The sequence below is a fragment of the Sorangium sp. So ce836 genome, assembly GCF_028553905.1.
Classification (GTDB): Bacteria; Myxococcota_A; Polyangia; order Polyangiales; family Polyangiaceae; genus Sorangium; species Sorangium cellulosum_D.
The window spans coordinates 7,453,129-7,465,839 of sequence record NZ_CP102233.1 but is presented as its reverse complement, the minus strand read 5'-3'; the positions used below and the strand labels follow the sequence as shown (position 1 = coordinate 7,465,839).

11 protein-coding genes are annotated in these 12,711 nt (G+C 72.9%); 3 read left to right on the top strand and 8 right to left on the bottom strand.

Features of this window, described 5'->3' with window-relative positions:
• Positions 1-45: 45 nt before the first annotated feature.
• The 8 genes from NQZ70_RS26760 to NQZ70_RS26725 all read right to left on the bottom strand — a co-directional run bounded on the left by NQZ70_RS26760 (position 46) and on the right by NQZ70_RS26725 (position 8,800).
• Entirely contained in the window at positions 46-813 is a 768-nt protein-coding gene (locus tag NQZ70_RS26760) for a phosphoenolpyruvate--protein phosphotransferase (RefSeq protein ID WP_129576740.1), read from the bottom strand.
• Positions 814-1,092: 279 nt separating this feature from the next.
• Positions 1,093-1,890 carry a hypothetical protein gene (locus NQZ70_RS26755; protein ID WP_237244085.1) on the bottom strand — a complete coding sequence of 266 codons (798 nt, stop codon included), beginning with the start codon at positions 1,888-1,890 and terminating at the stop codon, positions 1,093-1,095.
• Positions 1,887-3,143 (bottom strand): ATP-binding protein, encoded by a 1,257-nt coding sequence (locus NQZ70_RS26750; RefSeq protein ID WP_129576738.1) that lies wholly within the window; start codon positions 3,141-3,143, stop codon positions 1,887-1,889. Before NQZ70_RS26750 ends, NQZ70_RS26755 begins: the two co-directional genes overlap by 4 nt.
• Positions 3,144-3,264: 121 nt before the next feature.
• A complete protein-coding gene (locus NQZ70_RS26745; RefSeq protein ID WP_272825739.1) occupies positions 3,265-4,167 on the bottom strand; it encodes a hypothetical protein in 903 nt (300 codons plus the stop codon).
• Between the two features lie 496 nt (positions 4,168-4,663).
• Positions 4,664-5,683 carry a hypothetical protein gene (locus NQZ70_RS26740; RefSeq protein ID WP_129576736.1) on the bottom strand — a complete coding sequence of 340 codons (1,020 nt, stop codon included), beginning with the start codon at positions 5,681-5,683 and terminating at the stop codon, positions 4,664-4,666.
• Positions 5,680-6,687 carry a diphosphomevalonate decarboxylase gene (gene mvaD / locus NQZ70_RS26735; RefSeq protein ID WP_129576735.1) on the bottom strand — a complete coding sequence of 336 codons (1,008 nt, stop codon included), beginning with the start codon at positions 6,685-6,687 and terminating at the stop codon, positions 5,680-5,682. The genes NQZ70_RS26740 and mvaD overlap by 4 nt, the downstream gene beginning before the upstream one ends.
• Complete coding sequence (mvk, locus tag NQZ70_RS26730) at positions 6,684-7,691, bottom strand: mevalonate kinase (protein WP_129576734.1); 1,008 nt, start codon at positions 7,689-7,691, stop codon at positions 6,684-6,686. Before mvk ends, mvaD begins: the two co-directional genes overlap by 4 nt.
• Positions 7,688-8,800 carry a polyprenyl synthetase family protein gene (locus NQZ70_RS26725; protein ID WP_129576733.1) on the bottom strand — a complete coding sequence of 371 codons (1,113 nt, stop codon included), beginning with the start codon at positions 8,798-8,800 and terminating at the stop codon, positions 7,688-7,690. Before NQZ70_RS26725 ends, mvk begins: the two co-directional genes overlap by 4 nt.
• 251 nt (positions 8,801-9,051) lie before the next feature.
• Between NQZ70_RS26725 and NQZ70_RS26720 the strand changes: the two genes are divergently transcribed.
• The 3 genes from NQZ70_RS26720 (at position 9,052) to NQZ70_RS26710 (ending at position 12,711) form a co-directional block, all read left to right on the top strand.
• On the top strand, positions 9,052-10,992 hold the full coding sequence (locus NQZ70_RS26720) for a DUF6345 domain-containing protein (protein ID WP_237244084.1): 1,941 nt from the start codon (positions 9,052-9,054) through the stop codon (positions 10,990-10,992).
• 345 nt (positions 10,993-11,337) lie between these two features.
• A complete protein-coding gene (locus tag NQZ70_RS26715) occupies positions 11,338-11,721 on the top strand; it encodes a VOC family protein (RefSeq protein ID WP_129576732.1) in 384 nt (127 codons plus the stop codon).
• Between the two features lie 240 nt (positions 11,722-11,961).
• Positions 11,962-12,711, top strand: coding sequence for a VOC family protein (locus NQZ70_RS26710; RefSeq protein WP_129576731.1), 750 nt, complete (start codon positions 11,962-11,964; stop codon positions 12,709-12,711).

The following is a 12,711-nucleotide window of genomic DNA, read 5'->3' as shown; positions in this document are numbered from 1 at the left end:
GCGCGGCGCCGACGGGATCGCGGGAGCTGCCGTGCGCGCGGGGAGCTACGCGATGGGGTCGGGCTCGTTCTTCTTCTTGGCGCTCGCGACGCGGGCGCGCTCGGCTGCGCGCCGCTCCTCTTCCGCCGCGTCCTCGTACGGCGACAGCAGGCGGTCGCGGAGGAGCGCGTGCGTCTCGTCCTTGTCGTCGTCGTACTCGGCGTGCGCCTGTACGACGAGCGCGCCGTAGGCCTCGTGCCACGCTTCCACGGCCTTGGCGGCCGGGTCCGCGGCCTTCGCCTCGGTGATGCCGAGCTTCTGGCCGTAGAGCGCCGCCCAGCGCCGGAGGCGATCCACCTCGGCCACGAGCCCGAGGCGATCCACGGCCGCCTTCACCTCCTCGCCGTCGAGCGCCTTGATCATCGCGTTCATGCGCACCCACTGCTGGGAGTACACGAGCTTGACGAAGCCTGTCCCCGACGACAGCACCTCCGAGCGCACCAGCACGGCGTCGGCCCGGCGCGCCGCCTCGTCTTCGCCGAGCGGCAGGATGTCGTCGTGATCGAACGCGCGCTCGATGCCGTCGAGCTGGGCGGCGAAGGCGGAGATGCACCGGTCGGTGCCGCGGTCGATCTCCGTCATGGTGGCGTCGGTGCTCCCGAGCGCCGCGACGGCCTCGGTGCGCGCGATGACGGACTGGACCGCGGTCTCGACCTTGGGAGCGAGCTTGATTTTCTTGGCTTTGAGCGCCTCCCGGTGAGCGGCGAGCTTGGTACCTGCAACGATGCACCCGGCCGGCGTGAGCCGTCGGGCGAGAAATGCGGCTTTTCCCATGATGGCGGGGGTATCACGTCGATGCGGGCGCGGAGGCGGCGGGCAGCATTGCGTCCATGGAGGGCAGCATTTCGTCGATGCGCGTCGGCGACGTGGCGGCGGCCCGGCGGAGCGCGTCGGCAACGCGGCGGCGGCCCGGCGGAGCGCGTCGGCGACGCGGCGGCGGCCCGCCGGGGCGCGTCGGCGACGCGGCGGCGGCCCGCCGGGGCGCGTCGGCGACGCGGCGATGTGCCTGAGGTCATCCCCGCCGTCGGCAGCACCCGAGGTGCAGCGGCCGCGTCATCCCCAGCCGCGTGTGCGCTCAAGCGCAGCGCGCAAGGCGCCGCACCGACCCATGCGATCCACGCTCTCGGCGAACGATTTCCTCACGTCATAGGCGAGCTGCGCGGGAAACCCACGGGATGCGAGCTCCATGTTGTGCGCCTTCTTCAGGCACAGCGCCTGGTCGGGCGCGGGCAGCTCATCGAGCTCCGCACGTTTTCCCTCCCATGCCTCGATGTCCCCGACGTGGCGGCCCCCGTGCTCGCGGCGGCAGATCTCGCTCGCGCGTCGAACGTTCTGGTAGAGCCAGGCCTCGATGCTCCGGAACGGGCAGACGAGAAGGAGACGCTCGATCTGCAGCACGGGCGCAGGCGGCTCGGAGTCGTCCTTGGCTCGCAGCCTGGCCCGAGGAGCGTTCGCGCGGCCCCGCTCGGCGATCTGCGGGAGTAGCGTGAGGACCCGTCGATCGAACTTGTCGAGGTTCTCGCTGGTGTTCCGCTCGGCCCACGGCCGATCGCCGTCGACATGGAACGCGACGAAAGTGTTCGGAGATAACAGCTTGCGCGCGATGTACCTGAGCAGCCGGATGCGTCGCTCGTGCTCGCGCGGGTTCTTCCCGTCGGTCTTCCAGACGTTGCCGCGCATCGCCTCCTCCTCCCTCGGCTCGCTCGGAAGGAAGTCGACCCGATGGCGCCCGTAACCGGGAACGACGAGATCGAGCATCCGGCCGACGAGCGCCTCGACGGTCGCGCGACCGTCCTCGCCGCTGTCTTCCGTGAGGACCACGATCGAGAGGCGGGCCGCCTCCGAGCTCACCACAGCCCCCGCGACTGCAGGATCTCGCTCACGTGCTCGACGCCGACCTCGTAGGCGGCGAAGAACTCCGCGGCGTCCTCGTCGCTCATGTTCGTCCAGGTCCAGGCCGGTCTGCCGCCGCGCCGCTCGCCGCGACAGAGCACGAAGCTCTGGTGGACCTGTTCGAGCGAGGTCACCGGGACGTAGTCGAGCAGGAGCGGGTTCTGGCTCGTCAAGAACGCCTGACGATCTCCGATGGCTTCGACGCACGCCGTGATCCAGTGGTGATGCAGGCCATTCACGAGCTCGTCGGCGATGACGACGTCGTCGTTGCAGGCGAGGTAATAGAAGAAGGTGAGCAGGCGCTTCTGCCCGTAGCTCAGGCGCGCGTGGGTGATGAACTCGCCGCCCTCCCACCAGAACCGGAACACGAGACCCCCGAGCGTCACCATCTCGTAATCCTCACGCCACGGGTGCCGTTCGGTCACGTCTACCTTCAACTCGGCGGCGTCGAACCCCATGATTCCCTTGATGGTGGCAAGGAAATCCAGATCCGCGTGCGTGAAGGTGTAGTCAGACCTCGACCGCTCATACATCGAGCCCAGTCGTCCGAGGAGCGCATCCGGCAGGAGATCGAAGTTGATTCCAACGAACAGCACCGTCTCTCGACGAAAGGCGACCCTCTTGCGAACATCGCTAGGCCCGGTGAGCCACGTGAACAGCTCCAGTGACTCGTCGAAGCGTCTCGCCGAGCTCGCACGAAAAAATATTTCGTAGGTGCGGTTTGCGATGAGCTCAGGAGCCTGCTGCATGTAGAGCCAAAGGAATCCTGCGTCGAGGCAGGAGAACTCCCGACCCCCTCCGAGCGGCGGGGCGTCGTCGATCGTGAGTCCACGCTCGTCGTCGTACCTGATGCTTCGGCGAGCTCCAGAGGACCAATCCTCGATTGTGACGCTCGCAGCAGGGTGCCAGTACTCCGATAGGTCAATCGGGGCGCGGGCCTTCGTCTCTACAAAGCTCATCTGCTCTTTGTTGCTGACAGCCACGAGCACCGTCGCTTCTCCCGGAACCGTGAGCTCGTACTCGATAGAGAATTCTTCTCTGACCAGGCTGCTGAAATCCGACCTCACCACCATCGAGATCAGCTCGAGCAGCGTCGTCTTTCCGGTCCCGTTCTGGCCGAGCAGCACGTTGAGGCCGTCCGAGAACCGGAGCTCCGTGCCCGGTTCCACACCCCGGAACTTCTCGATCCGCAGTCGCCTGAGCTTCAGCATCGCGCGCCGACGTTAGCCTGCCGCGCTGCGCCGTCAACCGCAGCTGCCCGGGCACGGCGCTGCGCGCCCCCCCGACTCGCTGAGCGATCGCGCCCGTCAGCGGCGTCGGCCAGCGCCCTCGTCACCGCGCGACCAGGCGCATCGGGCGGCTGTGCTGGGTGGGCTCGGCCTCGAGCTCCTCCAGCTCGAACGCCCTGTCCATGTCCATGTCGAGCTCCTCGAGCTCGCGCTGCGCGCTCTCGCCGGTGTCGAACCCGTCGAGCTCGCGCATGAACCGGTCGATCTCCGCGCAGGTCGCCGGCGAGTCCACGGGCGTCATCGACTGCTCGTGCATCAGCTGGATGAGCTCCAGGATGGTCGCGAGCTTCTGCGACACCACCTCGAGCCCCTCGCGGGTCCGGCTCCAGCACTCGGCGCGCCGGTAGGCGATCGCGAGCCGCCGCTCCGAGAGCCCGCGCGCGCGCCCCGCGGACGCGCTCCGGATCGCCTCGAGCGATCGGATCGTCTCCATGAGCTCGCTGTGGTTCGTCATGGCGAGCGACTCCTGGCCGGCCTTGTGCGCGATCGCGAGGCGGATGTAGCTCATGAGCAGGCGGCTCAGGCCGAAGCCGTCGTCGAGCAGCAGCGGGACGGCGCCGCCGCGGCGACGGATGTTCTCGCGGGTGCGGTCGATCAGCCGGTCGAGGCGCGCGAGCTCCTGCTGGTGCCGGATGTCCATCTGCCGGATCAGGCTCTCGCGCGCCCGCGACCACGCCGCCCGATCGGCCTCGTCGAGCTGCGCGTCGATGCTGCGGCGGAAGTAACCGCGCCAGGGGACGACGCACAGGATCACGAGCTCCGCCCCGAGGCCGAGCAGCAAGAGCAGCGGGCTCCAGCCGATGAAGCTCAGGAGGAGCACGCTCCCCACGACGAGCAGGTTGTACGGGTGGACGAGCACCCGACCCAGGTACGTGCGGGCGGTGCGCCTCCGCAGCGGTGCGACCTGGACGCCGAACGCGGCCAGCGTCGCCCTCGACTCGGCCATGCTCGCGCCAAGCACATCCTCGAATCGGCAAAGCTCTCGATCGCACGTCGTCATGGAGCCCCCCTCCTCACCTCGTCCTCTGGTCCTCGTGCCACCCCGACCCGTTCACCACCCCCCGCGGCCGAATCAGCGGGTCGGGCGCCCGGCGCGACCGCGCGCGCCCCGCGCCGGCGCGCTGTGAACGCAGGTCACGCTCGCCGCGCCCACGCCGGCGGCGACACGCCCGCGGAGCCCGCCTCGGAGGACCCGCCGCCCGCCGCGCTCATCGGCCGCCCATGCGGTAACACCATGAAAAGTCAAGCTTTTCTGGCGGCGCTGCGGCATCGCGAGCTCCAGGATTCTCATGCATGTCTCGTTCTTCGCATTCGAAGGCCCCGTGGAGGGTCCGCGGTGCGTCGCCGGAGCGCAGCGCCACCGTCGATCCCGGAGCGAGCAGAGCGGGCTCCGTGCCAAGCGCCGCGGCACCGAGCGGCGCACGATCGGGGAGGGGGCGCGCTCAGGCGTGCGGCGGGCGGGCTGCGTCCAGCACGTGGACGCCGGGGGCGCCGAGCGACATGGGCACACGCTCGAGGCCGGCCGCGGCCGCCGCGGCGCGCCATGCCGCCGAGGGCGGCGCGCCGCCGACGAAGAGGGAGACGTCGCCGCCGCCGGCCCCGCTCGGCGCGAGCGCGGCGCCCTCGGCGGCCGCGGCGGGGCGGAGGCGCGCGAGGGCAGGGGTGACGATCGGCGCGCCCGCGCGGTCGCCGAGCTCCGCGAGCGCGTCGACCTGGCGATCCAGCGCGGCCACGAAGGCGCGGGCGTCCGCGGCGGTGACAGCCGCGCGCGCGCCCTCGGCGGCCGCGCCGAGCAGGGCGCCGTGCGCCCCCGGGTCGCGGGCGGCGAGCGCGCGCACGCGCTCCAGCATGGCGCTCGTGCGCGCCGAGGCGTCGCTGGCGTAGACCTCGATCGCGAGCCCGCCCGGCAGCGCGTGCGGCGTCACGGCGAGCGCGCCGTCCGGGCCGAGCCGGCAGCAGAGCACGCCGCCGTAGACGCTCGCCGCGACGTCGACGCCGCTGCCCCCGCCTTGCGCCCGCCGGTGCGCGGCGAGCGCGGCGAGGAAGAGCGCGCGGGCGTCCCACGCGGGCATCGGCCGGCCGGCCGACGCCGCCGCGGCCGCGGCCGCGGCCATGGTGGGCGCGGCCGCGGCGGCGCGCGCCGCGAGCGTCGCCACGAGGATGGCCGCGCTCGAGCCGAGGCCGAGCTTGCGGCTCGCCTCGCGCGGCGGCGCGCCCGCCTCGGCCGGCGAGCCCGCCGTGGCATCCCGCGCCGCCGACCGGAGGTCGGACGCGTCGAACCACGCCGCCCGGTCGAGCGCGCCCGCGTCGAGCGCCGCCTGGACCTCCTCGGTGACGAGGTCGGCCTGGCGCGCCGGATCGGCGACGACGTACCGATCGACCGCGGCCACCAGCGCGGGCGCGCCCTCGAGCACGGCGTACGCGCCCGAGAGGACCAGCTTGCCAGGCGCCCGGACGATCACGCGCCCGCGCCCCCGGACGCGAGGTGGGCTCCGCCGCCGGGGGCGGCCGAGATGGTGCGGAGGACGCCGGGGACGGCGAGCAACGCCTTCTCCACGGCGGACTGCGCCTCGGGCGCCGTGAAGACCTTCACGTGCGGGCCGGCGTCGATGGTGAAGAACGCCGGCGTGCCCTGGGCGCGGAGCCTCCGCACCGCGGCGATCACCTCGACGGTCGCGCCGGTCCAGTAGAGCAGGCCCGGCGAGGCGGCGATGCTCGAGGCATGCATGCACAGGGCGCTCGCCTCGGCCGCGGCGCCGAGCGCCGCGAAGTCGCGCGCGAGGACCGCCGCGCGGACCGCGGCGAAGAGCGACGGCGCGGCGTCCACCCAGGCGGGGAAGTACGGGCTCGTCGCCGCGGTGTGGCGCATGCCGTCGCTGGAGCCCACGTCCTTCGGGCCCTCGCGCGTCACGGCGATCACGACCGCGAGCGGCCAGTGGTCCTCGGGCGCGAGCGGGGTCGCCGCGAGCGCCTCGTCGCCGGGGCGCCCGGCGCGGAGCTCGACGAAGCCGCCGAACGCGGAGCGCGCGGCGGAGACCGAGGTCTTCCGCGCGAGGTCGCTCACCGCGGCGGGCGCGGTGGGCAGGCCCGCGGCGGCGCTCGCGGCGAGCGCGAGCGCGGCGAACGCCGACGCGCTCGAGGCGAGCCCCGCCGCGGTGGGGAAGTCGTTGCGGCTGACCACGCGGGCGCGCTCGCGCCGGCCCGAGGCGGCGCGGACCCGGTCGAGGAGCCCGGCGACCCGGCGCGCGGCCTCCGCGTCCGGCGGCACGGCCGCGCCGCCGAGGTGGAGCTCGTCGCGATCGAGCGACGGATCGAAGGCGACCTCGGTCGTCGTGGCCATCCCGGCGAGCGTCACCGAGAGGCTCGGCACGGCGGGCAGGTTGTGCCCGTCGGCCCGCTTGCCCCAGTACTTCGCGAGGGCGATGTTCGGATGGGCGATCGCGGTCGCCCGGCTCACGGCGCTCATGCTTGCTCCTCCGGCGCCGCCGTGGCGGCGCCTGCCTTCACGCGGGTCACGAAGCCGCTGTACCCCGCGTCGCGCCAGGCGGCGAGCACGCGGCCCGCCGCGCCGTTCGGCGTCGCCGCCGCGCCGCCCGGCGGAGGGGGCGCGAGCAGCGCGATGACCGAGCCGCCGCCGCCGGCGCCGGTGAGCTTGGCGCCCAGCGCGCCGGCCTCGCGCGCGAGCCTGCACAGGGTCTCGATCGCCTCGGTCGAGACGAACATCCCGGCGAGGAGCATCTGGTTCAGGTCCATGAGCCGGCCGAGCCCGATCGCGTCGCCCGCCTCGATGGCGAGGGCCGCGTTCTCGACGAGCGCGGCGATGCCGGCGATGGAGGTCTCGGCCAGGGTGGGCTTGCGCTCGAAGAGCTTCGCCACGAGCTCGACCATGCTGCGCGTGGACGACGGCACCCCCGTCGAGCCGACGCACAGCCAGAGGTCGTCGCGCGGGGCGAGGGGGGTCGCGCCGTGCGCTCGGGTGAAGCGGAAGCACCCGCCGCGCGCGGCGGCGGCCGTGTCGATGCCCGACGGGTTGCCGTGGAACACGCGCTCCCAGGCGGCCGCCGCGGCGACCTCGGCGGCGGCGGTGAAGGCGCCCGGCGCGCCGGCCTCGGCCTGCGCGCGCGCGAGCGCGGCGACCGCACGGGCGATCGCGACCCCGAGCGCCGCCGAGCTCCCGAGGCCGCCGCCGGGCGGCAGATCGCTCTCCGCCTCGACGCGCACGGGGCCGGCGCCGGGGAGCGCCTCGAGGAGCGCCGCGAACGCCCGCGCGACGTCCCCCTCGGCCGGCGCGGCGCCGTGCTCGCGGTCGCCCAGCCGGAGCGCGCTCGCGCGCGCGCCCCCCGGAGCGCGCGTCGCGCGCGCGCGGGCGCCGCGCTCGATGCCGGCGGCGAGCGCGGGCGCGCCGTACACGACCGCGTGCTCGCCGAGCAGGATGACCTTGCCGGACGCCCGGCCGAGCGCCTCGATCATGCCCCCGTCCACCGGAGCGCGCTCGCCGCGCCGCACAGGATCTGCCGCGCCGACGCGCTCACCGGCAGCGACCGCCCGAGGGCCTCGGCCTCGCCGCACAGGGCGGCGAGCCGCTCCTCGACCGCGCGCCGCGCGCCGCACGCCTCGAGGGCCCGCGTCGCGGCCGCCACGTCGTCGTCGCTCGCCCCCTTGCGGCCGAGCGCGCGCTCGACGGCGCTCCGGCCGGCGGCGTCGAGGCGCCCCTCCGCGGACGCGAGCACCGCCGTGCGCTTGCCGGCGCGCAGGTCGTTGCCGACCGGCTTGCCGGTCGCGGCGGCGCTCCCGAAGGTGCCGAGCAGGTCGTCGCGCAGCTGGAAGGCGACGCCCACCGGCGCCGCGAACCGCTCGAGCGCCGCCACGGCCTCGGCCGGGGCGCCGGCGAGCGTGGCGCCGAGCGCGAGCGGGCCGCGCACCGTGTAGCTGCCGGTCTTGAGCGCGTGCATCTGCTCGACGTCCTCGGCCCGCCCGACCACGTCGAGGTGCTGGCCGATCACGACGTCCTCGTGCATCGCGCAGAACAGCCGCACGGCCGCGAGCGTCCTCTCCGGCGGCGCCTCGGCGCCCGCGAGCGCGCCGAGCGCGAGGCTCCACGTGAAGTCGCCCGCGAGGATCGCCGACGAGGCCCCGAGGTGCGGATCGCCGAGCACCTCGGTCAGCGCGACGTGCACGGTGCGGTCCCCCCGGCGGACGGTGTCGCCGTCGATCCAGTCGTCCTGGATGAGCAGGTAGGTCTGGAGCAGCTCGAGCGCGACGCCGGCGTCGATCGCGGGCTCGAGCCGCGCGTCCGGCGCGACGCCCTGGTAGGCGGCGACGAGCAGGCCTGCGCGGAACCGCTTGCCGCCGCGCAGGGTCAGGCTCCTCGCCTCCGCGACCATCGCCGAGACCTCGCGGCCGTAGCGCTGCACGTGGCCCGCCGCGGCGCACCAGCGTTGCTCGAGCGCGGCCTCGATGCGGGGGCGGATCGAGGAGAGGAAGTCGAGGAACAGGCGCGCCCCGGGGTCCGCCGTCCCTTCGAGCGTCTGATCGCCGGAGCGGGGCGCGCTCTCTCCGTCCTTCGTGTGCGCTGTCATGGAATGCGCGGCAGCCTAGGAGCCGCGCGCGAGCCGGTCAATCTCGGCCGAAACGCCGCAAACCGCCGGCGCGCCCCGCCGCTCCGCGGCGCCGCCGGCGTGGCTTGGGTCCTGCAATGCGTGGGGCCGCGTCGCGGGCCGGGGGGGCCGAGCGCGAGCTTCCTGCGAGATCGACTCCTCCGGAGTTGCGCGCCGACCCTCGCCGCAACCGAAGGGAAAGGGGGACTTTCGTGAAGAGATCACCGGGTGGGGTGTTGGGCATCGTTCTCGTCATGGGTCTCGGCGTCGCCGGGTGCAGCGGCCACGACGCCCGCGAGGATCTCCCGGAGAGCGCCGATCTCGGTGCGTCCGGCACGGCGCCTTTGTCCCGGTGGGCGAGCTCGCTGCCCGCTTACCGCGTGATCGGCCCGAGCGCCGATGTCGCGCGGGCGTCCGCGCTCGCCGGCGCGCTCGGGCTCGCGGCGGAGGGCTTCCGGGGCGGCGCCGCGCTCGGGGCCGACGGCGCGATTCGCTACCTCGATCGCGCGAGGTTCCAGCGCTTGCCGACGAGGAAGGCCGCCCCGCCCGCGCCCGGGTTCCGCGACGAGCGCGGCTTCGCCACCACCAGGGGCGACGACGCCCTGGATGTCGAGGCGCTGGCGGCGCTCCGCGTCCTCCCCGAGGCGGACGCCGCGGCGCGGGCGTGGGCCGCGCTGGAAGGCGCGCGCCTGCCCGTCGGGCGCGACGTCGCCGTCGGCCACTCGCTCTTCGAGTCGATCGACGTCCAGGGGCACTACGTGGCGCGGGCCGCCCTCGACACGCAGGTGATCTTTCGCGACGCGCTCGAGGGGCTCCGGCTGATCGGCGCTGGCGCCAAGGTCCGGGTGACGTTCGACGCCGAGGGCGCCGTGACCCACCTCGTCTATGCGCGGCGCGACCTCGCGCGCGGGGAGGACGTCGCGATCGTCCCGGCCGCCGAGGCCCCCGCGCTGTGCGCCCGCGCGCTCGGCGGCGGCGCGGTGGTCGCGGCCGAGCCGGAGCTCGTCTATTACGCGCCGCCGCTCTCTCTCGAGGTGCGCCGGATCCTCCCTCATTACGTGTGCAGCGGCAGGCGGCGTTTCGGCGGCGATGTGGTGGACGTCCGCAAGGTGATCGTCCCGGCCGTCGTCGACGCTCCGAGGGCCGCGATCACCGTGCGCGAGGACGGCGAGGCCCTCTCAGCGGAGGCGAGCGTCACCGGGGGTACTGCGCCGTACACGTACAGGTGGGTAACCTCGGCGCGGTCGCTCGCTCCCGACCGCGCCGACGGCGGGGCGGTGCGGATCTCGCTGGACGGCGCGGCGCTTCGCGGCCAGACGGAGACGCTCTCTCTCTACGTCACGGACGCCGACGGCCTTGTCGCGACGGCGGCGCGGGAGCTCCCATTCGCGCGCGCGGTGGCGCCCGCGGCGCCGAGCGCGCCCGAGGCGCCGAGCCCTCCCGGGGCGCCGAGCCCGCCCCTGTCGCCGCCGGCGGCCAACGAGGGCGGCGCCGTGGTTGGCGCCGAGTGGGTCGGGCGCTGCGGCGGCCTCGATCATTCGGCGGCGAACGTCGATGGTCTCCTGAAGAGCTTCCGGGCGGGGGGCGTCGAGCACCGCTTCAACTGGGGTGAGCTCCGCGCGTGGGAGGTCGATTTCAAGGACCCGTCGCTGGGCGGCCAGGACGCCTCGTATGCGGACTCGGTGGACCTCACGTTCTACACGGGGCACGCGAACGGCGTCGGGTTCATGTTCTGCAGCGCCATGAACGATCGGATCCTTCACTTCAGCGACGCTCACTGGGGCAACTCCAACCTGGAGTGGATGGTGGTCGCCGCCTGCGGCCCGCTCCAGGACGACGCGGGCGCCTGGCGTTTCCGGTGGTCGAACGCGTTCGACGGCCTGCACCTCCTGCTCGGATATGCGACCGAGTCGTTCGACGACACGAACGAGGGATCGATGTTCGCGAGCCGCCTGCTCGACGACGCGAGCCCGGCGCCGCTCCGGCAGGCGTGGGCGACGACGGCGATCGAGGTCCAGCCCGACGACAAGGTGATCTACGCGATCATGGGGGTCTACGGCGCCGGCTGGACGCTCCCCAACTACGACGATCATTTCTGGGGCAAGGGCCCGGTCGGCCCGGACCTGTGGGGGGCCGCGAGGGTCGGCTTCTGGCGCATCTCCGGGCCGACGTAGCGCCTCATCTCTCCGGGCCTCATCGCCCTTTCGGCCACCGCAGTCGGTCCAGAGGCGACCGAGGGGGGGCGGCCGTGCCGAGGATGCGCGGCCCGACGCCGGCACGGCCGAGCACCGCCTCACCGTCTCGAGGAGCGCGGCCTCGGTCGCGGTCGGCAGCTCGGCCGTCGTATCGGCGGGAGCGTCGACGGGGGCGCGGCTCATCGGGGACCTCCGCGGCATTGAGGGCCCGCTCGCGCCGGCGTCCGGCGTAGCGGCCGCGCGGCCCTGCGCTGGTCTCCTTGACAAGGCGGGGCGGCCGTCGGCTACGCTGTCCGGCACGGCGTCAGGCCATAGGAGAAGCCCGTGAAGCGCACGTGGACAATCATTGGGGTCGCTGATGTGGCCCTCAGCTTCAACTGGTATCGGTCGCTCTTCGGTCAGCCGGAATCGTCACCTGCTCATGACTATTTTGGCCAAATCCTCGACGCGGACGGAACGGTCTTGCTCTGTCTTCACAAGTGGGGATCCCACGAGCACCCGACGCTGGTCAGTCCCGATCGAGCGGAGCCTGGCAATGGGCTATTGCTGTTCTTCCGGGTGGATGATTTTGACGAGGCGCTGTCGCGCGCCAGAGCCCTCGTGAGTCGACTCGAGGAGGAGCCCCAGATGAATCCCGCCACCGGGACCCGAGAGTTCGCCCTCCGCGATCCGGACGGCTATTACGTCATGGTCAGCGCGCTCGCCTGAGCGTGCAACCGTCCCTTCGCGCGGCGGAGCATGGCTTCGGACCCGACCGTGCGATGCAGACGCACGCGCGGCAGCAGCAGCTGCTGCGGCCTAACCCCTCCCTCAACCGCGGATCCCGCGAGGCAAAGGAGAAGACGCATGCGTGACAAGTGGTTCAAGCGCGCGCGGCGCGACCGAATCACAAGGTGGGATGCACCTCGTTCGCGGCTTACCCGCAGCGTTGGCTGGGCCGAGTGACCGATGAGCGCCTCCCTCTCGCTGATCGTGCTGCGGTGCTCAGACCTTGGCGCGAGTCTCCGTTTTTATGAGCGGCTCGGCCTATCCTTCGCGGAGGAGAAACACGGGGAAGGTCCCGTTCACTACTCCGCGCGGGCCGGACATGTCCTCCTCGAACTCTATCCCGCGGGTCGAAGGGCGGGGACTGTTCGTCTTCAGCTCAGCCTGCTTTCGGCTCAATGCCTCACGCTCGAGGAGGCAAAATCGCCTTCGTCGTCATCAGCCGGATTCGTGCTGGAAGATCCCGACAGGAATCAGATCGAAGTCTGTCGGACCACCAGGAACGAGCGAGAGCTCGCCGTGTCGCCGAGTGTCTCCGCCGCGTCGGACCACCCATTCGAACTCTGGCTTGAGTTCGAGCATTGGATTTCGCCTCCGGATGAGGACCCAGCCGACGGGTTCTTCAACATGCTGATTGGCCTACCGGACGGGACCAAGTACGCCGTCAACGTCTGGACGTACGACATGCTGGCGTCTGCTCGCCGCGAAGCCGCCCAGCAAGGCGAAAGCTTGTTCGGGCGGTATCTTGAGGCACCGGACCTGTTCGTCGAGCGGATGGACCGCTCGCTGCTGGAAGCCGTCGTTGCAGACATGATCGCGTCCGGGCGCTTGCGCGACTCATGGAGGGTGGCTTCCGAATCCGAGGCCACTAACAACGCAACGCAACCGACGCGCATGCAGCCTCGCGCCGCTCGGCAGCGTGCTCGCGGCTGA